Below are 19,419 nucleotides of genomic sequence, written 5' to 3' on the forward strand. Positions count from 1 at the left end.
CCGTTTCCGCATAATGCGGGCACCACCACGATAGAGGCTTTGTGGATGGGCGTGCCGGTGATCAGCAAGGCGGACCGGCCGACGGTTGGCCGTTTTGGCGCCAGCATCTTGGGTGCGCTGGGTATGAGCGACTGGGTGGCGGAGACCGGCGGAGCAATATGTTGAGATCGCGGCACGCTGGGCGAGCGATTTGGGCGGCCTGGCGAAATTGCTCTGCAATCTGCGGCCGCGCTTCCAGGCATCGGCGCTGTCCGATGGTCCCGGTCTGGTCAAGGCCATTGAGGCCGGATATCGCAAGCTCTGGAAAGAATGGTGCGGGCGATGACGCCGGACATCGCCGCACAGCTTGACGCGGCCTTGGCTGCCTTGAAAGCCGGAGCGTTGGATCGCGCCTTTAGCTTGGCGAAAACGGCGTTGAAAGTCGCGCCGGATGCCGAACCGGCACAAACCGTGGCTGGATTGGTTTTTTGCGAACTAGGCCTTTGGCAGCGTGCGGTGGATTGCCTCGAAAAAAGTTTGGCACAGAAGCCAGGCGCTGCAAAATTTTCTGCACTTGGCCTGGCGCAATTCCAACTGGGACGGTTGAAGCAAGCCGAAGCAGCATATCAGGCTGCATTGCAGCGTCGACCGGATGATCTGGCCGGCCTGATTCAACTGGGAAAAATTCTCACCCAACGCGGTAAGCTGGAGCAGGCGGAAACCATCAATGCTCGGGCCTTGGCCCTGGCCCCGCAAAATGCCGAGGTGCTGAGCAATCTTGGTTATGCCGGTCTCGCGCAGTTGCAGCCGGCGGTGGCAGCCGATTGGTTTCGTCAGGCATTGGCGCAACAGCCAGGCAATATCGCAGCCCATGATGGCTTGTTGATGAGCCTGGCATATTTGGATGATACGACGCTTGAGGATTTGCGTGCGGCTCATCTCGCCTATGGCGCGGCTATGACGCAATCCCCGCTATCGCGCCGCGTTGATTCGGGCGATCCCAATCGCAAGCTGCGTATCGGTTTTCTCTCGGCCGACCTACGCCGGCATTCGGTGGCGTATTTCCTGCTGCCTGTGTTGCAGCATCTCGACCGCACGGCTTTCGAAATCCTGCTTTATGCCGATAACCGCGTTTCCGACGATTATACCGCGAAATTTCAGGCTTTGGCCGATCACTGGCGGCTGGTGAATGGCCGCAAGGATGCTGAACTGCATCGCATGATCGCGGAAGATGCCGTGGATATCCTGATCGAACTTGGCGGCCATACGGCAGGCAACCGGCTGGGTGCATTGGCGCAGAAGCCGGCACCTGTGCAGATAACCTGGCTTGGCTATCCCGGCCCCAGTGGATTGCCGGCGATGGATTGGCGTATCGTCGATGCCGTGGCGCATCCTTGGCCGATATCACCCGGCCCGGATCGACCGTTATTCCTGCCCGGTGGCTATCATTGCTATCAGGCGCCGCAGGAGGCACCTGCTGTGGCCTTGCGGCCCAATGGCGCGGATATTGTGTTCGGCTCATTCAACAATGCGATCAAGATCGGGCCACGTTGCGCCGCGCTCTGGTCGCGTGTGCTGCAGGCCGTGCCGCAAAGCCGGTTGCTGCTGAAAAGCGTGAATATGGCCTCGGCAATGCAACGCGAAAGGCTGTTGGGTTTATTCACCGAGCCGGAGCGGATCACGCTGCTGGACACGGCGCCGGATGCAGCGGCGCATCTGGCCCAATATGCGCAAGTGGATATTGCCCTGGATACGCTGCCCTATAACGGCACCACCACCACATGCGAAGCCTTATGGATGGGCGTGCCGGTGATCGGCCTGCGTGGCGCGGTGCCGGCTGCCAGGGTGGGTGAGAGCTTGCTGTTGCAGGCCGGCTTGCCCGAACTGGTGGCGGAAGACGAAGCTGCTTTCGTGGCCAAGGCAGTGGATTTGGCGGGCGATGCAGGGCGCCGAGCGGCATTGCGGCAAGGTTTGCGCGGGCATATGGCGGCTTCAAGGCTATGCGATGCAGCGCGTTTCGCTGCTGCCTTTGGCGCGGCGTTGCGCCAGGCCTGGCGGGAGTATCGCTCTAGCCAGTCGCCAGCCGGCTGACACTGCCATCGTGCCAGAGCGCGGCATTCAGATGATCCGGCGTATCGACGAGCAGTTTATCGGGTATGGCGGGCGCCTTGCCGGCACGGGCCTGGCGCAACCAATGCCGGCGCAGCATGGCGGCTGGCGCATCGGGCTGGTTGCACAGCCATTCCAGCATCGGCGTTGCCGGTGCGAAAAATCCTGAAAAAGCCGATATCGTTTCCTGTGCTTCGGCAAAAGCCGGCAAGAAGGCTTGCGCCGGATCGATGCCATCAAACCGCGCCAGGGCGGGCAGGAAGGTTTCGCCGTCAAGCCGGCTACCCTGGCGCAGCATGGTCTGGGCCAGTTGCGCTGCCCGTGCCGCCAGGCCGCGTGCGCCGCTTTCCCAACAAACCCGCATCAGGCTGGAAAGCCGTGTCAAAGATGGCGCGCGCTTGCAAAGTCGGCGCAGGCTGTCCTGTGCGATCAAAAGCGCAGCCACGCGTTCACGCCAGTCTAAGCCGGCGTTACGCCATTGCGCATAATGTTGCAATGCCTGGGCATGATCGGGTTCGACCCGCAATATTGCGCCGGGATTGGCGAGAAACCCTTGAGCGGCGAGAGCCGCGGCGCGATCCGGCTTGGCGGCAAACAGGTCGAGTTCAAAATCATCCAGCGCTTCATCGGGTGCCACCGGCAGCAGCAAGGCTGTATCGGGCAGGCAGCGATACAGCGCAAAGCCGCGCTGGCGCAGCAGATCGGCCAGGCCGGTATTGATGCTGCGTCCGGCTTTCATTTCCATCAGGATCAGTGGCGATTGCCGACTTAGGAAATCGCTGCCACCCATGATGATGGCGGCTTCCGCGCCTTCCGCGTCGATTTTCAGGAAATCGACATCGCCCCAATCCTGGCGCTGCGCTTCGTCATCCAACGTGCCAAGCGGCACGGCCTCGCCGGCACCATCTTCCGCCTTGCCCAATGCGTTGAGTTCAGAAGAGGCGCCGAAACGCAGCCAGCCATCGCCTATCTGGTCGCTCAAAGCTTTGTCATGCAGGTGGATATTGCCAAAGCCATTGGCGGTAATGCCGGCCTGCAGATGAGCGCGGCTGGCGCCTGCCGGTTCGTAGGCATGCACGCTCGCCGCAAGCCTGGCGGCTGTCAGCGCGAACACGCCGATATTGGCGCCGATATCCACGACGGTCATTCCGGGCTGCAACCAGGCGCGCAGGAAAGCCAGTTCCTTTTCGAACCAATCTTCCTGCTCCAGCAACACATAGGTGGTGATGGTTTTCAGATCGGCGGGCGCTGCGATGCTGATATCGCCGGCCATGCGCAGGATCAGGGGATCGCGCATGGTCGCCTCGCTCATGCCCTGGCCGGGTTCAGCCGATGCGCCGGCCGGTGAGATCATAGGCATCGGCCTTTTCGATCTTCACCTTGATAATGTCGCCAGGCTGCACGCCCTTGGCATCCTTGATTTTCACGATGCCATCTATTTCCGGTGCATCGGCATAGGTGCGGCCCAGCGCTGTGCCACGTTGTTTGGCTTCATCCACCAGCACATCGAATTCGCGGCCCACCTTGGCTTTCAGCTTGGCGGCGCTGATCTTTTGCTGCACGGCCATGAAGCGCTCCCAGCGCTCCTGTTTCACATCGTCGGGCACATGGTCGGGCAGGTCGCGCGCGGCGGCGCCTTCCACGTTTTCGTATTTGAAGCAGCCGACACGATCCAGCTTGGCTTCTTCCAGCCATTGCAGCAGGAATTGGAAATCTGCCTCGGTCTCGCCGGGGAAACCGACAATGAACGTAGAGCGGATGGCGATATCCGGGCAGGTTTGGCGCCAGGATGCGATGCGCGCCACCAGTTTTTCCTGATTGCCGGGCCGGCGCATCGCCTTCAGCACGCGCGGCTCGGCATGCTGGAAGGGAATATCCAGATAGGGCAGCAGCTTGCCTTCCGCCATCAGCGGGATCACCTCATCCACATGGGGATAGGGATATACGTAATGCAGCCGCACCCAGGCGCCCAGCGAGCCCATGGCATCGCAAAGTTCGGTCATGCGCGCCTTCACCTGGCGGTCGCGCCACGAACTTTCGGCATGCCGCAGGTCCAGCCCATAGGCTGAAGTATCCTGCGAGATCACCAGCAATTCCTTCACCCCGGCCTTCACCAGCCGCTCGGCCTCGAACAGCACGTCGTTCGAGGCGCGGCTTTTCAGTTTGCCGCGCATGGAAGGAATGATGCAGAAGCTGCAGGTATGGTTGCAGCCTTCGGAAATCTTCAAATAGGCATAATGCCGGGGTGTGAGCTTGATGCCCTGCGGCGGCACCAGATCGATGAACGGATCATGCTGCGGCGGCGCTGCCTCGTGCACCGCGTTCACCACCTGCTCGTATTGCTGCGGACCGGTAACGGCCAGCACATCGGGAAACATGTCGCGGATGCGGCCCTCTTCCACGCCCATGCAGCCGGTCACGATCACGCGGCCATTCTCGCGCATCGCTTCGCCGATGGCTTCCAGGCTTTCCTGCTTGGCGCTGTCGAGAAAGCCGCAGGTATTCACCAGCACCACATCGGCATCGTCATAACTGCCGGAAATCGCATAGCCCTCCGAGCGCAGCTTGGTGATGATGCGTTCGGAATCCACCAATGCCTTCGGGCAGCCTAGGCTGACCACGCCGACCTTGGCACCGGCTTGCGGAGAGGTTTGGGGCTTGTTCATGGCGGGGTTATAGGGCGGAACGGCCCTATTGACCAGAGGCTATCCTTTCAACACGTTTTCCGCTGAAAGCGCCATGCCGAACAAGGCCTTATCCTGGCCATTGGGGGCTGCCAGCATCAGGCCGGCAGGCAATCCGCTGGTGGTTTCCAGCGGCAGGCTGATGGCGCACATATCGAAGAAGTTGAACGGCGCGGTGTTGCGCAACAGGGCCATATTGGCCGTGTTGAAAGCATCGGCCGTGGCCAGATCGGCAATCTTGGGGGCCTGGATCGGCGTGGTGGGCAGGATCAGGGCATCCAGCCCTGCCAGATGGGTGGTCATTCGCCGCAGCAATTCGGGGCGGCGGCGGCTCAATGCGATGTAGTCGGCGGCGCTCATCGCCTTGCCGCGCGCGATGCGCGCATGCACCAGCGGATCGAAATCGGCGGCGCGGGTGTCGTAATAGGCGCGGTGAATCTGATAGGCCTCGGGCGCGGTGAAACCGCCAGTGGCATTGGCTTCGGCCATTGCCGCCAGCAGATCGGCTATCGAGTGATCCACGATCCGCGCTCCGGCCTTTTGCAAGGCAGTACAGGCAGCCTCGAAAGCCGCAGCCACCGCCGGCTCCATGCCGTCCAGCAGCGGGCCCTTGGCAATGCCCAGCCGCAGGCCGGCCAGCGGCAATGCTTGCGGCACGGCTATCTCGTCGCCCGCCATGGCGGCATCGGCCAGGGCGCAGGCTGCAACATTCGGCGCCAGCGGGCCGATCGAATCCAGCGTGTAGGAAAGCGGGAAGGCGCCATCGCGGGTGATGCGATATTGGCTGGGCTTGAAACCGACAAGGCCGCACAGGGCGGCGGGAATCCGGGTGGAGCCGCCGGTATCCGTGCCGATGCCGATTTCGGCCATGCCGTCTGCCACCGATACGGCAGCGCCTGAAGACGAGCCGCCGGGAATGCGCGTGCGGTCGGCGGGGTTGCCCGGCGTGCCGTAATGCGGATTGATGCCCACGCCGGAAAAGGCGAATTCGCTCATGTTGGTCTTGCCGATGATCACAGCGCCGGCTTGCCGCAGCCGTGCAATGGCCGGCGCTGTTGCCTGGGCGGGCGCAGCATCGCGCAGGATTTTCGACCCCGCGCATGTGGGCAGGCCCGGCCAATCGAACAGATCCTTGATCGAGATGATGCTGCCATCCAGCGGCCCCAGCGCCAGGCCGGCTTTGGCGCGGGCATCGGCGGCATCGGCGGCTTGCCGCGCGCTGTCGGCAAACACGGCGGTGAAGGCGCGGCTGCCTTCGCCGGCCGTATCGTTGATACGGGCCAGGGCGGTTTCCAAGCGGGTGCGGGAATCAACGCGGGATTTCATTGCATCCTCCAAGGGTCTTTTCCGGCAATACCGCTCCCTGGAGGGCGGCGCAAGGCTTGCGGGAGCATAGCTGCCCTGGGCATAGTCCGGCCATGGTGTTTGTCACGCTTTATAGCCGCGTTCTCGGCCTGCTTGCCGCCGAAAAACGCCTCGCCTGGCTGCTGGCCCTGGCCAATATCGGCCTGGCCGGCATCGGCTTCATCGAACCGATGCTGTTCGGCCGCATCGTCGATCTGCTCGCCGGCAGTGCCGGCCGTCCGGTCGATGATGTTTGGGCCGATACACTGAAGCTGCTGGGCCTGTGGAGCCTGGCGGGTGGTATCGGCATCGTGGCCGGCATCCTGGTGGCGTTGCATGCCGACCGTTTGGCGCATCGCCGCCGGCTGGCCGCCATGGCGTTGTATTTCGAGCATGTGCTGAGCCTGCCGGCGGCTTTTCATGGCGCCACCCATTCCGGCCGCCTGCTGAAGATCATGCTGGCCGGCGCGGATAATCTGTTCGGCTTGTGGCTGTCGTTTTTCCGCGAGCATCTCTCCACCCTGGTGGCGGTGCTCACCCTGCTGCCACTGGCGCTGTGGCTGAATTGGCGATTGGGCATGTTGCTGATCCTGCTGATCGTGGTGTTCGGTCTGCTTTCCGCCATCGTGGTGCATAAGACCGAGCAGGCTCAGGCGGCGGTGGAAGGTTATCATTCAGAATTGGCGGCGCGCGCCGGTGATGCCTTGGGCAATGTTACCTTGGTGCAGAGTTTCGTGCGCCTGGCGCTGGAAGCGCGCGAACTGGGCACGGTGATGCAGAAGCTGTTGGCGGCGCAATTTCCGGTGCTGAATCTCTGGGCGCTGATGACAGTGCTGAGCCGCATGGCATCCACCATCACGGTGCTGGCGCTGTTCCTGCTCGGCTCCTGGCTGCATCTGCGCGGCGAGGCCAGCGTGGGCGAGATCGTCACCTTCATGGGCTTCGCCACCATGCTGATCGGCCGGCTGGAACATGCCATGGGTTTTGTCAGCCGGCTGTTTTTCCAGATGCACAGCCTGCTCGAATTCTTCGATGTGCTGGATACCAAATCCGGCGTGGCCGATAAACCGGGTGCGGTGGCTCTGGGCGATGTGAAAGGCGCGGTGCGGTTCGAGGCCGTGTCGCTCTCTTATGATGGCGGTCGGCCAGCAGTGAGCGAACTGGATTTCGATGTGCCGCCAGGCGCTTCGGTGGCCTTGGTGGGTGCTACCGGTTCGGGCAAGAGCACCACGATGGCCCTGCTTTCGCGGCTCTGGGATCCGCAAGCGGGCCGCATCACCATCGATGGCATCGATATCCGCGATGTTACGCTGGAAAGCCTGCGGGCCAAGATCGGCGTGGTGTTTCAGGATAGCGCGGTGTTCCATCGTTCGATCGCCGATAATATCCGCGTCGGCCGCGCCGATGCGTCGCTTGATGAGGTGCGCGAGGCAGCAAGGCTGGCTGAGGCCGAGGATTTCATCCAGCGCCAGCCGCAGGGTTTCGATACCATCGTGGGCGAACGCGGCGTCAATCTTTCAGGTGGCGAACGCCAGCGCTTGGCGATTGCTCGCGCGCTGCTGAAAAATCCGCCGATCCTGATATTGGATGAAGCCACATCGGCGTTGGATGCCGCAACCGAGGCCCGGATCCAGGCGGCGCTGGATCAACTGATGCGGGGCCGCACAACGTTTATCGTCGCGCATCGCCTGTCTACGATCCGCAAGGCCGATACGATATTGGTGTTGGATAGGGGCCGCATCGTCGAGCGCGGCAGTTTCGATGCTCTGGTGGCCAGGCCGGGCGGTGTGTTTGCAGCGCTAGCGAAAACCCAATTCCAGGGATTGGCGCCTTGAGGGTGCTTCCGGCGCTGCTGCTTTTGCTGGCGGCGATGCCGGCTTGGGCTTTCGATTTTTCCGGCCGCTGGTATGGCTTCGGTTATCAGCCGGCCTGGGGCTTTGCCACGCAATGGATCGCCCAGCGTTTACCCAATGGCGACCTGCAGGTGGAGTTCCGCCGTTATGAGAATTGCCAGCTTGTGCTGCAACAGGTAGAGCGCGGCAGCTGGATGGTGGAAGGCAGCCGCTATTCCTCGCTGATCGTGCAGGTCGATGGACAATCCGCCATGCGGGTAGAGGATTACGAATTGCTGGATCAGCAAGGCGATATCGTGCGCTATCGCCATCTGCGCAGCGGCCAGGTGTTTCAGGCCCGCCGCGTGACGCAGGATTTCGCCTGGCCGGAATGCAGCGGCGGGCAGTTCATCTCCTAGCTATCAGAACGGAAACAGCGTGCTGCCGATTTCCGCCAGAGCGGCGCGGGTGGCCTTGATATCCTCGCCCATTTCGCGGTCTTCCACCATGGCCGGCACCCGCTCGCGGATCGCCTTGTAGATCGGCTGCAAGGCCGGAGCAGGCGTAAGGCCGCGCAGGTCATAGGCCTGGGCTGCCAGCAGCGCCTCGATCGCCACGATGGTTTCCGCAGTATCCACCGCGAAGGCGGCGCGTTCGGCGGCCAGCGGCGACATCGGCACATGATCCTCGGTATTGGCACAGGTCGGCACCGATTGCAGCGAGGCCGGCACACTGCGCATGCGCAATTCCGCCACCAGCGAAGCAGCGGTGTATTGCGCGATCATGAAGCCGGAATTTTCGCCCTGGCGTGCATCGGGATGAATCAGGAAAGCCGGCAGGCCGCCGGAATTCTTCTCATCCACCAGGCGTGCGGCGCGGCGTTCGGAAATAATCGCCAACGAGGAAATCGAAGTGGCCAGCATGTCCAGCACCTCGCCGGCGCGCTGGCCGTGGAAGTTGCCGGAATTGGACGTGACGAAACCATCGGCCAGGCCGAAGATCGGATTGTCGTTGGCGGCGTTGATCTCGATTTCCAGGGTATGCGTTGCATGCTCCACGGCATCGCGGCTGGCGCCCAGTACCTGCGGAATGCAGCGCAGGCTGAGGCCATCGCGTAGCCGGCTGGGGCGCGGCGGCAACACGGCCTGGCTGCCGGCAGTGAAATAGCGCAGCGCCTCTGACGTGGCGATCTGTCCGGGATGCGGCTTGGCCAGTGCCACGCGCTCATCGAAAGCATCGGAAACGCCGCCTAGCACTTCCAGGCTCATGGCGGATACGGCCTCGGCCATGCGCACCAGGCGCCGGGCATCATAGGCGGCGAGCACGCCGATGCCTGTGGTCTGCTCGGTGCCGTTGATCAGCGCGATGCCGTCGCGGCCATCCACCGGCGGCTTGGCGATGCCAAGGCTGGCAAACGCCATCAGGCCGGGCAGCCATCCGCCGCCTTTCAGTTTGGCACGACCAAAACCGATCATCGGCAGCACCATATGGGCCAGCGGAGCAAGGTCGCCGCAGGCGCCCACCGAACCGCGACGCGGCACATGCGGTACGATGCCGGCATTCAACATGGCCAGCAGGGCTTCCAGCGCACTCATGCTCACGCCGGTCAGCCCGGTTGCCAGCACATTGGCGCGGATCAGCATCATGGCGCGCACTTCATCGTCGCGCATCGGCGCGCCGATGCCGGCGGCGTGGCTTTTCAGAAGATTATGCTGTTGCGCGCGGTTGGATTCAGCCGGCACCGGCCGGCCATCCAATGCGCCGAAACCGGTGGTAACGCCATAGATCGGCGTACCATCCTTGATCATCTGCCGCAGCAGCGCGTGGCAATCTTCCACTTTCTTGCGGCCTTCGGCAGAGAGACCGACTTTTTCATCCGCCCGCGCAACGGATGCCACGGATTCAAGGGTGAGGGATTGTCCGTCCAACTCCAGCATGGTGGTTATTTCTCCAGGAAGGGAAGATTGAGGCCCTGTTCGCGGGCGCAGGCTATGGCAGTTTCATAGCCGGCATCGGCATGGCGCATCACGCCGCTGGCCGGATCGTTCCACAATACGCGCTCCAGGCGCCGGGCGGCTTCCGGCGTGCCATCGGCCACGATCACCACGCCGGCATGCTGCGAATAGCCGATGCCCACCCCGCCGCCATGATGCAGCGAAACCCAGGTGGCGCCAGATGCTGTATTCAGCAGCGCATTCAGCAGTGGCCAGTCGGATACCGCATCCGAACCGTCTTTCATCGCCTCGGTTTCGCGATTGGGGCTGGCCACCGAACCGGAATCGAGATGGTCGCGTCCGATCACGATCGGTGCTTTCACTTCGCCCTTGGCCACCATCTCGTTGAAGGCCAGCCCTAAGCGATGGCGTTGGCCCAGCCCCACCCAGCAGATGCGCGATGGCAGGCCTTGGAAATGAATGCGCTGGCGCGCCATGTCCAGCCAGGTATGCAGATGCGGATCGTCCGGGATCAGCTCTTTCACTTTTTCGTCGGTACGGTAGATGTCGTCCGGGTCGCCCGACAGCGCCACCCAGCGGAACGGACCGATGCCCCGGCAGAATAGCGGCCGGATATAGGCCGGCACGAAGCCGGGAAAATCGAAGGCTTCCGCCACCCCGGTTTCGCGCGCCATCTGGCGGATGTTGTTGCCGTAATCGAAAACCGGAATGCCCAGCGCCTTGAAACCCAGCATGGCGCGCACATGCACGGCCATGGAGTCTTTCGCGGCTTTCGCCACGGTCTGCGGATCGGTTTCCTTCTTGGCTTCCCATTGCTCCAGGCTCCAGCCTGCCGGCAGATAGCCGTTCACCGGATCATGGGCGCTGGTCTGGTCGGTCACCGCATCGGGGCGGATGCCGCGCTTGAGCATTTCGGGCAGCAATTCGGCGGCATTGCCCACCAGGCCGATAGACACCGCCTTGCCGTCGCGCTTGGCGGTTTCCAGCATGGCCATGGCTTCGTCCAGGCTGTGGGCATGCAGATCGAGATAGCCGGTGCGTAGCCGCATATCCAGCCGCGATGGCTGGCATTCGATGGCCAGCAACGAGGCGCCGGCCATGGTGGCGGCCAGCGGCTGCGCGCCGCCCATGCCACCCAGACCGGCGGTGAGAATCCAACGGCCCTTCAGGCTGCCGCCATAATGCTGGCGGCCCATTTCCACGAAGGTTTCATAGGTGCCCTGCACGATGCCCTGGCTGCCGATATAGATCCAGGAGCCGGCCGTCATCTGGCCATACATCATCAGGCCCTTGCGATCCAATTCGTGGAACTTGTCCCAATTGGCCCAGGCCGGCACGATATTGCTGTTGGCGATCAGCACGCGCGGCGCATCGCTATGGGTGCGAAACACGCCCACCGGTTTGCCCGATTGCACCAGCAGGGTTTGTTCGGGCCCGAGTTCGCGCAGGGCATTCTGGATCTGGTCGAAGCTGTTCCAGTCGCGCGCCGCACGCCCGATGCCGCCATACACAACCAGTTCTTCTGGCTTTTCCGCCACATCGGGATCCAGGTTGTTGCGCATCATGCGATAGGCGGCTTCGATCTGCCAGTTGGCGGTATGCAATTCACTGCCATGCGGCGAACGGATCAGGCGGCTATTGTCGCGGCGCGAAGCGATGCTCGTATGCGGGGTCATGCGGGGCCTCAGAGATAGGAGCGTTTCGAGGTGCCATCGGCACGATAGGCAAAGCGCGTGGTGAAACGGTGCGAGTTGCCCGGATAGAACAGCGTGGCGGACGATACCACCAGCCCGCCAGACCAGGTGCGGCGGCGCAGGCGCAGGCAGGGTTCGTTATCGGCCAGGCGCAGCAGGCGGCGGGTGCGCGCATTCGGCATGGCGGCTTCCACCACGTGTTCCACCTCGGTGGCAGGCGCTGCGCGCGAGAGATGTTCGTTGGGCGTCTCGGCCGTGAAATCCGCGTTCAGGTAATCCGGCGCGGTGCGCGGATTCACCCAGCGGTCTTCCAGTTGCAACGGCATGCCATCGGCGAAATGCGTGATCAGCGAATGAAACACCTGGGCGCCGGTTTCCAGCCCGAGATCGCGTGCCACATCGGCGGTGGCTTTTTCGGCGCGCAGGAATTCCACCTTGGCGGAATAGCGCTGGCCGCGCTCACGGATTTCTTCGGCGATGTTACGCAGTTCAACCAGATTGGCGATCGGGCGTTTTTCGGCCACGAATGTGCCGGTGCCCTGCACCCGCACCACCAGGCCTTCCTGGGTGAGCTCGCGCAGCGCGCGGTTCACGGTCATCCGGCTGACCTTGAGGGCGCCCACCAAAGCGCTTTCCGATGGCACCTGGTCGCCCGCGCGCCAATCGCCGGCATCGATATGCCGAACGATGTATTCCTTCACACGGCGATAGCGTGGCGTCGGCCCGGTCGCGGTCATGCGGCTCTCCGATGGGACTTGCGCGGGAAGTATAGGGTTGATTGTATATACAAGTCCAGTGGGGTGCGGGCATCCTCTGCCCGGTATAGACTATCCTCAAATCAGACAGCAGGCCCGCTCATGTCGCAGAATCTCAGCCGTTCCTTGCGCTTCGTGAAACAGCCGGTGCGTGGCAGCGGCGTGGTGGCGGCGCAAAACCAGCGGGCAGCCGATATCGGCGCCCGGGTGCTGGCCGAGGGCGGCAACGCGGTGGATGCCGCGGTGGCCACGGCTTTTTCGCTGGCGGTGCTGGAACCCTGGATGAGCGGCCTGGGCGGCGGCGGCTATATGATGGTGTACGATGCTGCCCGGCGCCGCGCGCATTGCGTGGATTTCGGCATGATCGCGGCAAGGCGGCTGGATCCGGCTTTCTATCCGCTGGCCGAGGGCAAGGGCGGCGACCTGTTCGGCTGGCCCTCGGTGCTGGAAGATCGCAACATCCTCGGATATCCCTCCATCGCCGTGCCGGGGCAGCCCGAAGGCATGCGGCTGGCGCTGGAAACATTCGGCACGCGCAGTTGGGCGCAATCCCTGGCGCCGGCCATCGAGCAGGCCGAACAGGGATTGGATGTGGATTGGTATGCCAGCATCGTGCTGGCATCGGCGGCGCCTATATTGACACGCTTCCCGGCCAGCAAGGCGGTATTCCTGCCCGATGATTTCGTGCCGGTGGCGGAATGGGGCGGTGCCACGCCGCGCATTCGCAATCCGGCGCTGCTGGCCACGCTGAAGCGCCTGCGCGATGCCGGTGCCCGCGATTATTACGACGGCGAACTCGCGCGTAGTCTGGCCGCCGATCTGGCTCGCGGCGGCTCGGCAATCGCCGCCGATGATCTGAGCCGCTATCATGCCCGGCTGTTGCCGCCGCTGAGCATGCTGCATGGCGGGGCGGAATTGCTGCTGCCGCCCGCGCTCACCGCCGGGCCCACCCTGGCCGATGCGTTGTCGATTGCCGCGCCGCATCTGCAACAGGGGCTGAATGCCAGGGCTTTCGTTGCCTATGCCGAAGCGCTGGATGCGGCCTATGAAAAACGCTTGAACACCATGGGTGAAACCGAGAATCAAGGCGGTTGCACCACCAATCTCTGTGTGATCGACAAGCAGGGCAACATGGTGGCGCTGACGCAAACCCTGCTGTCGCTGTTCGGCAGCCGCGTGGTGTTGCCGCAAAGCGGCGTGCTGATGAATAACGGCATCATGTGGTTCGATCCGCGGCCCGGTAGGCCGAATTCCATGGCGCCGGGCAAGCGGCCGCTTTCCAACATGCTGCCCAGCCTGGGCCTGAAGGATGGCAAGCCCTGGCTGGCCATCGGCGCATCGGGCGGTCGCCGCATCCTGCCGGCGGTGATGCAGTTGGTCTCGTTCCTGACCGATCATGGCATGGGTCTGGAGCAGGCTTTCCATCAGCCGCGCATCGATGTGAGCGTGACCGGCCAGCCGGCTTACAGTCCGCTTCTCGATGATGCCACGATCGCGGCGCTCTGCCAGCGCTTTCCCAAGGCGACGGCCCGGCCGCTTTACCCCTATCCGCTGGCCTATGCCTGCCCCAGTGCGGTTGCAATCGAGCCTGATGGCACCCGTATCGGCATGACCGAAATCGGGCAGCCCTGGGCCGGCGCGGCCGGGAGCGCATAAAGCTGTCCGGCGCGGCCGGGAGCGCATAAAGCTATCCGGCGCGGTCTGGGGGGGACGGTCGGGAGCGCATAAATTCTTGCCAGCCGGCGGGCTCGGGCGTATACCAGCCGCGAATTCCCCAAACTTGGCTGGCATGGCTGGCTCAAACAAATAAATACGCGGAGTGACGGCGATGAGTCGTGTGCGATTGGAAGGTTTTGCGTTTTTGGCGGCGTTCATTGCCTGCGTGCCGGCAGCCAATTGGCTGATCGGTAATTGGGGCACTTTTTGCGTACCCAATGGCCCCTGCCTGATCCCGGTTGCGCCTGGTCCCAATGGGGCTATCACCGCGCCTTCGGGTGTGCTGATGATCGGCGCTGCCCTGGTGCTGCGCGATCTGGTGCAGCGCCGGCTCGGCAAGGGCTGGTCGATTGCCGCGATTGCGGTGGGTGCCGCGCTGTCCGCCTTCATTGCTCCGCCGGCTTTGGTGCTGGCTTCGGCCGCTGCTTTCCTGTTTTCCGAGCTGGCGGATTTTGCGGTTTATACCCCGCTGCAGCGTCGCGGCCTGGTCCGCGCCGTGCTGCTTTCCAGCATGGCGGGTCTGGTGGTGGATTCGGTGGTGTTCCTCTATCTCGCCTTCAACAGCCTGGATTATCTGGGCGGCCAGATCATCGGCAAGGCCTGGATGGTGCTGGCTTCGTTGCCGGTGATGTACTGGCTGCGCCGGCGCGACGAACGCCTGGGCTTGCAACCGGCCTGATCAGGATCCCGCGGGCGCAGACGAGCGATCTGCTACGGCTCGTTTCCAGAATTCGGCATCCTCGTATTCCGTAGGATCGGGGATGCCGGCCAGATGGAAGGCCTCGGCGCGCTCCACGCAGGTGCCGCAGCGGCCGCAATGCCTCTCGCCGCCCTTATAGCAACTCCAGGTTTCCGCATAAGGCACGCCCAGCCGCGCCCCTTCCGCCACGATGCCGGCTTTGTCGGTATGCAGGAAGGGGGAATACAACGCCACTTCGCCCATGCCTTCCAGGGCACGCTGCTGCATCTCGGCAAAGGCGGCAATGAAGCCTGGTCGGCAATCGGGATAGATGAAATGGTCGCCGCCATGCACGGCGATGCCCACCGCCTCGGCGCCCTGGCCAGAGGCGATGCCGAAGGCAATGGTCAGCATGATGGCGTTGCGATTGGGCACGATGGTGGATTTCATCGTCTCCTGGGCATAATGCCCATCGGGCACCGCGTCGGCGGCATCGGCCATCAGCGATGAGCCGCTTAAAAACCGCGCCAGCGCCCGGATATCCACCACATCATGCCTTGCCCCCAGCCGTTTGGCGGTGCGTGCGGCATAATCCAGTTCCTTGGCATGGCGCTGGCCGTAATCGAAGGTCAGCAACTGCACAAGCTGGCGTTCGGCGGCTACCTTGTGCGCCAGGGTGACAGAATCCACCCCGCCCGAGCATAGGATGACGGTGCGGATGCTCATGCCTGCTTCCGGCGGCGCAATTGCAGCAGGGTGATCAGGCCAAGCAGGGCAAGGGCCGGCAGATAGACCAGATGCTTGGATGGCCGGTCTGCCGGCAGCAGCACTTCGGTCACCGTGTAGCCGCTTTCCAGCCCCACGCGCTTGGCGGCGGAACCGAAGCGGATCGCACCGACTTGCATGTCGTTGCCCATCGGCACGATGCCCGCTCCGGCGGCGTTGATGCGTGCGCGGCCTTCGCCGGGCGCCCCCAACGGCAGCGATACGGTCTTGGTAATGTCGTCGCCTTCCAGATTCATGCCCTCCACCCGCAGCAGCAAACGGCCGCCTTCTGGGATGTTGCCGGCGATATCGAATAATTCCTTGCCGGGGCGATGCTCATAGGGATCGTAGAGCATATCCATGAAATAGCCGGGCCGGAACAGCGCGAAGCAGACCAGCAGCAGCACCGCGCTTTCCCATAACCGGCTCTTGGTAAGGAACCAGTTCATGGTGGCGGCCGAGAAGAGCAGAATCGCCAATGTGGAGGCGCAGACCACCAGCAAGGCTTCCAGCCAGTTGCCGATATCGATCATCAGAATCTGCGGGTTGAAGATGAACACGAAGGGCAGGATGGCGGTGCGCAGGGAATAGACCGAACCCTGTATGGCAGTCTTGATCGGGTCTTCGCCGGAAATCGCCGCTGCCGCGAATGAAGCCAGGCCCACCGGCGGTGTCACATCGGCCATGATGCCGAAATAGAACACGAAGAGATGCACTGCGATCAGCGGAATCGCCAGGCCTGATTGTGCGCCCAGTTCCACGATCACCGGCGCCATCAGGGTGGCCACCAGGATGTAGTTGGCGGTGGTGGGGATGCCCATGCCCAGGATCAGGCAGATCAGCGCGGTGAACAGCAGCATGATGATCACGTTGCCGCCGGAGATGAACTCCACGAAGTCGGTCATCATCAGGCCCATGCCGGTGAGCGTGACCGTGCCCACGATGATGCCGGCGGTGGCGGTGGCGATACCGATGCCGATCATGTTGCGCGCGCCCATGGCAAAGCCATCCACCAGATCGCTTATGCCAAGACGGGTGGCGGAAGCCAGGCCCTGGCGGCGGAAGAAGGCGATGATCGGTCTTTGCGTAACGGTGATGCCCATGATGGTGGCTGTGGCCCAGAAGGCTGAAAGCCCGGGCGACAATTCCTCCACCATCAAGCACCAGAGCAGCACAACGATCGGCAGGATGAAATGCAACCCTGTGCGCGCCACCGCCCAGGCCTCGGGCAGTTCGGTGATCGGCGCATCGGGATCGTCCAGCTTCAGGTCGGGATAGCGCGCGCCATAGGCCAGGGTGCCGAAATAGAGCGCAATGCCTGCTATCGCCACCACCCATGAGGCAGAGGCGCCGAACACGGCCTGGATCGCCAGGATGCCGTAATAGATGCCGCACATCACCGCGATGCTGCCGCTCCAGCCCAGGCCCAGCCTGATCCAGCGTTGCATGCGGGTATGGCGGGCGCTGCGCATCAGCGGTTTCGAGCCGATCTTCACGGCTTCCAGGTCGACGATATAGAACAGCGCGATATAGCTGATGATTGCCGGCAACGCGGCATGCTTTACGATTTCGGAATAGGGCAGGCCCACATATTCGGTCATCAGAAAGGCGGCAGCCCCCATCACCGGCGGCATGATCTGGCCGTTCACCGAGGATGCGGTTTCGATGGCGCCGGCCTTCACACCGCTCAGGCCGGTGCGCTTCATCATCGGGATGGTGAAGATGCCGCCCGACACCACATTGGATACCGACGAGCCGGAAACCACGCCGTTCAGCGCCGAAGAGACGACCGCCACCTTCGCCGGTCCGCCGCGCAGATGGCCCAGCAGGGCTACCGAGATTTGCATCATGTAATTGCCGCCGCCGGCCTTTTCCAGCAGCGAGCCGAACAGCACGAATAGAAACACGAAACTGGTGGAAACCCCCAGAGCCACGCCGAACACGCCTTCCGTGGTCAGCCATTGATGCTGCAGGAATTTGGTGAGCGATGCGCCTTTATGCTGAATCACTTCGGGCATATAGGGCCCGGCGAAGGTGAAGGCGATGAAGAACAGCGCCACGATCACCATCGGCGGACCCAGGCAGCGCCGCGTCGCTTCCAGCAGCAACAGAATGCCGATGGCCGAGGTGGCAAGATCCAGCGCGGTGGGTTGGCCGGGGCGTGTGGCCAGCGCGCCATATTGCGTGAACAGATAGCTGGCGGCGGCGGCGCCAAGCAGCGCCATCACCCAATCCGCCACCGGAATATAGTCGCGCGGCGAACGCTTGAAGGCGGGATAAGCCGTGAAGGCCAGAAAAACCGCGAAGCCGAGATGGATTGCACGGGCCTCGGTATCGTTCAGGATGAACACACCGAAGATGAAAGGCAGTGGCGAGGCGTACCAGACCTGGAAGCTCGACCAGGCTACTGCCACAGCGGTGAGCAGAATGCCGATGGATCCTGCGGGAATGCGGGCGCCGGTATCGGCTTCGGCCACCATTTCCTGCAATTCAGCTTCCGTGGCCGGCCGTCGCTTGCTGTTGCTCATCGCGTGATCCCTGTTGCCGCCTCAGGGTTTGGAATGGCCCTGTCATCGGCTTATTCATCGAAACGGCTGAAATAGAAACGGCCGGCCCGGTTTTGCCGGACCGGCCGCAAGAGGGCGGGTTACTGCCAGCCCTTTTCCTTGTAGTACTTCGCCGCGCCGGCATGCAGCGGAGCCGAGTTGCCATTCTTGATCATATCCTTGGGATCAAGATTGGAAAAAGCCGGATGCAGCTTCTTGAACTCGTCGAAATTATCGAAGGTGGCCTTCACCAGATTGTAGACTACATCGTCGGGCACCTTGGCGGAGCTGACCAGCGTGGCCAGCACACCATAGGTCTTGGTCGGGTTCGGGTTGTTGTTGTACATGCCGCCGGGGATGGTGGCGTAGGCGTAGTAGGAATTCGCCTGCACCAGCTTGTCGACCTGCGGGCCGTCGATGGTCACCAGCTTGGCGCCGCAAGTGGTGGTCGGATCCTGGATGTTAGCCGACGGATGGCCAACGCCGTAGAAGAAGGCGTCGATCTTGTTGTCGCAGAGCGCCGGGCCATGTTCATCGGCCTTCAACTCGGAGGCCAGCGAGAAATCGCTCAGCTTCCAGCCCAGGGTGGTGAGCAATTCTTCCATCGAATTGCGGGTGCCCGAACCGGGGTTGCCCACGTTCACGCGCTTGCCCTTCAATTCGCTGAAGTTGCTCACGCCGGCTTCCTTGCGGGCCAGCACGGTGAACGGCTCGGGATGCACCGAGAAGACCGAACGCAGGTCGGCGAACGCGCCGCCATCCTTGAAGGCGCCAACGCCCTTCAATGCATTGAAATGCACGTCGGACTGCGCCATGCCGAAATCGAGTTCGCCGGCCTTGATGGTGTTGATGTTGTAGGCCGAGCCGCCGGTGGATTCCACCGAGCAGCGGATGCCATGGGCCTTGCGGTCCTTGTTCAGCAGGCGGCAGATCGCGCCGCCGGCGGCGTAATACACACCGGTAACGCCGCCGGTGCCGATGGTGACGAATTTCTGCTGCGCAATGCCGGCGCCGGGCAGGGCCGCCAATACGGCCGCTGCAAGCGCGCCGCCAGCCAGGGTTTTCAAATTGAAAAAGCTCATCGAGTTGCCTCCTTGTTTGTTTCAAGCCCACCCCGATGCATCATGGTGGATGCGATCCAGGCGGCATCGGGCCGATGCCTTTGTGTATGGCATGGGAGCCGATCAATGGGCGGCGGGATATGTGAAATATCCTGCCGCAATCTTGTGTCAGCCTCCTGCCTTGTTGCTATGGAGGCCGTGCAGGGCGGTTTCGTCAAGCTTTTCCTGCTTGCGAGATGGCCGATATTTTTGCGGGAACAGTGACGCAACGTCATTCGCGCGCTAATTTGGCGATCAGAA

General features: G+C 62.8%; 14 protein-coding genes. 5 read left to right on the plus strand and 9 right to left on the minus strand.

The annotated features are described in order from the left end of the window. Nucleotides 1-321 precede the first annotated feature (321 nt). On the plus strand, nucleotides 322-2,070 hold the full coding sequence (locus KF827_RS17105; protein ID WP_291007942.1) for a tetratricopeptide repeat protein: 1,749 nt from the start codon (nucleotides 322-324) through the stop codon (nucleotides 2,068-2,070). On the opposite strand, the gene KF827_RS17110 is transcribed toward KF827_RS17105, so the two are convergent. The 3 genes from KF827_RS17110 to KF827_RS17120 are packed head-to-tail and all read right to left on the minus strand — an operon-like array spanning nucleotide 2,048 to nucleotide 6,098. Next, a complete protein-coding gene (locus KF827_RS17110; protein WP_291007944.1) occupies nucleotides 2,048-3,448 on the minus strand; it encodes an FkbM family methyltransferase in 1,401 nt (466 codons plus the stop codon). The two genes, KF827_RS17105 and KF827_RS17110, sit on opposite strands and share 23 nt — an antisense overlap. Continuing rightward, nucleotides 3,414-4,754 carry a 30S ribosomal protein S12 methylthiotransferase RimO gene (rimO, locus tag KF827_RS17115; RefSeq protein ID WP_291007946.1) on the minus strand — a complete coding sequence of 447 codons (1,341 nt, stop codon included), beginning with the start codon at nucleotides 4,752-4,754 and terminating at the stop codon, nucleotides 3,414-3,416. Before rimO ends, KF827_RS17110 begins: the two co-directional genes overlap by 35 nt. Nucleotides 4,755-4,793: 39 nt before the next feature. Continuing rightward, nucleotides 4,794-6,098: an amidase gene (locus KF827_RS17120; RefSeq protein ID WP_291007948.1), complete on the minus strand. Its 1,305-nt coding sequence runs from the start codon at nucleotides 6,096-6,098 to the stop codon at nucleotides 4,794-4,796. Between the two features lie 92 nt (nucleotides 6,099-6,190). Here KF827_RS17120 and KF827_RS17125 point away from each other — a divergent pair, with 92 nt between their 5' ends. Continuing rightward, nucleotides 6,191-7,951 carry a glucan ABC transporter ATP-binding protein/ permease gene (locus tag KF827_RS17125; RefSeq protein WP_291007950.1) on the plus strand — a complete coding sequence of 587 codons (1,761 nt, stop codon included), beginning with the start codon at nucleotides 6,191-6,193 and terminating at the stop codon, nucleotides 7,949-7,951. Continuing rightward, entirely contained in the window at nucleotides 7,948-8,367 is a 420-nt protein-coding gene (locus tag KF827_RS17130; protein WP_291007952.1) for a hypothetical protein, read from the plus strand. Before KF827_RS17125 ends, KF827_RS17130 begins: the two co-directional genes overlap by 4 nt. Nucleotides 8,368-8,370: 3 nt before the next feature. Here the strand turns inward: KF827_RS17130 and KF827_RS17135 are convergent, their stop codons facing one another. Genes KF827_RS17135 through hutC form a run of 3 tightly spaced genes read right to left on the minus strand, consistent with a single transcriptional unit; the run spans nucleotide 8,371 to nucleotide 12,334 of the window. Further along, nucleotides 8,371-9,885 (minus strand): aromatic amino acid ammonia-lyase, encoded by a 1,515-nt coding sequence (locus KF827_RS17135; RefSeq protein ID WP_291007954.1) that lies wholly within the window; start codon nucleotides 9,883-9,885, stop codon nucleotides 8,371-8,373. 5 nt (nucleotides 9,886-9,890) lie between these two features. Further along, the gene (gene hutU / locus KF827_RS17140) at nucleotides 9,891-11,561 is read right to left on the minus strand and encodes a urocanate hydratase (RefSeq protein ID WP_291008000.1); all 1,671 of its coding nucleotides are present in this window, start codon (nucleotides 11,559-11,561) and stop codon (nucleotides 9,891-9,893) included. A gap of 26 nt (nucleotides 11,562-11,587) precedes the next feature. Beyond that, a complete protein-coding gene (gene hutC / locus KF827_RS17145) occupies nucleotides 11,588-12,334 on the minus strand; it encodes a histidine utilization repressor (protein WP_291007957.1) in 747 nt (248 codons plus the stop codon). A gap of 120 nt (nucleotides 12,335-12,454) precedes the next feature. Between hutC and KF827_RS17150 the strand changes: the two genes are divergently transcribed. Both KF827_RS17150 and KF827_RS17155 read left to right on the plus strand, forming a co-directional pair. Continuing rightward, on the plus strand, nucleotides 12,455-14,008 hold the full coding sequence (locus tag KF827_RS17150) for a gamma-glutamyltransferase family protein (RefSeq protein WP_291007961.1): 1,554 nt from the start codon (nucleotides 12,455-12,457) through the stop codon (nucleotides 14,006-14,008). A gap of 172 nt (nucleotides 14,009-14,180) precedes the next feature. After that, nucleotides 14,181-14,747 (plus strand): VUT family protein, encoded by a 567-nt coding sequence (locus KF827_RS17155; protein WP_291007964.1) that lies wholly within the window; start codon nucleotides 14,181-14,183, stop codon nucleotides 14,745-14,747. Here the strand turns inward: KF827_RS17155 and queC are convergent, their stop codons facing one another. The 3 genes from queC to KF827_RS17170 all read right to left on the minus strand — a co-directional run bounded on the left by queC (nucleotide 14,748) and on the right by KF827_RS17170 (nucleotide 19,140). Beyond that, complete coding sequence (gene queC, locus KF827_RS17160; RefSeq protein WP_291007967.1) at nucleotides 14,748-15,473, minus strand: 7-cyano-7-deazaguanine synthase QueC; 726 nt, start codon at nucleotides 15,471-15,473, stop codon at nucleotides 14,748-14,750. After that, nucleotides 15,470-18,040 carry a TRAP transporter permease gene (locus tag KF827_RS17165; RefSeq protein ID WP_291007970.1) on the minus strand — a complete coding sequence of 857 codons (2,571 nt, stop codon included), beginning with the start codon at nucleotides 18,038-18,040 and terminating at the stop codon, nucleotides 15,470-15,472. The genes queC and KF827_RS17165 overlap by 4 nt, the downstream gene beginning before the upstream one ends. Before the next feature lie 119 nt (nucleotides 18,041-18,159). Continuing rightward, a complete protein-coding gene (locus tag KF827_RS17170) occupies nucleotides 18,160-19,140 on the minus strand; it encodes a TAXI family TRAP transporter solute-binding subunit (RefSeq protein ID WP_291007973.1) in 981 nt (326 codons plus the stop codon). Nucleotides 19,141-19,419 lie beyond the last annotated feature (279 nt).

Source organism: Ferrovibrio sp. (assembly GCF_019636075.1).
Taxonomy (GTDB): Bacteria; Pseudomonadota; Alphaproteobacteria; order Ferrovibrionales; family Ferrovibrionaceae; genus Ferrovibrio.

Bases quoted from the DNA above. Each gene is read 5' to 3' on its own strand.
- KF827_RS17105 (WP_291007942.1), top strand. From the start codon at position 322: ATGACGCCGGACATCGCCGCACAGCTTGACGCGGCCTTGGCTGCCTTG.
- KF827_RS17110 (WP_291007944.1), bottom strand. From the start codon at position 3,448: ATGCCTATGATCTCACCGGCCGGCGCATCGGCTGAACCCGGCCAGGGC.
- rimO (WP_291007946.1), bottom strand. From the start codon at position 4,754: ATGAACAAGCCCCAAACCTCTCCGCAAGCCGGTGCCAAGGTCGGCGTG.
- KF827_RS17120 (WP_291007948.1), bottom strand. From the start codon at position 6,098: ATGAAATCCCGCGTTGATTCCCGCACCCGCTTGGAAACCGCCCTGGCC.
- KF827_RS17125 (WP_291007950.1), top strand. From the start codon at position 6,191: ATGGTGTTTGTCACGCTTTATAGCCGCGTTCTCGGCCTGCTTGCCGCC.
- KF827_RS17135 (WP_291007954.1), bottom strand. From the start codon at position 9,885: ATGCTGGAGTTGGACGGACAATCCCTCACCCTTGAATCCGTGGCATCC.
- hutC (WP_291007957.1), bottom strand. From the start codon at position 12,334: ATGACCGCGACCGGGCCGACGCCACGCTATCGCCGTGTGAAGGAATAC.
- KF827_RS17150 (WP_291007961.1), top strand. From the start codon at position 12,455: ATGTCGCAGAATCTCAGCCGTTCCTTGCGCTTCGTGAAACAGCCGGTG.
- KF827_RS17155 (WP_291007964.1), top strand. From the start codon at position 14,181: ATGAGTCGTGTGCGATTGGAAGGTTTTGCGTTTTTGGCGGCGTTCATT.
- queC (WP_291007967.1), bottom strand. From the start codon at position 15,473: ATGAGCATCCGCACCGTCATCCTATGCTCGGGCGGGGTGGATTCTGTC.
- KF827_RS17165 (WP_291007970.1), bottom strand. From the start codon at position 18,040: ATGAGCAACAGCAAGCGACGGCCGGCCACGGAAGCTGAATTGCAGGAA.
- KF827_RS17170 (WP_291007973.1), bottom strand. From the start codon at position 19,140: ATGAGCTTTTTCAATTTGAAAACCCTGGCTGGCGGCGCGCTTGCAGCG.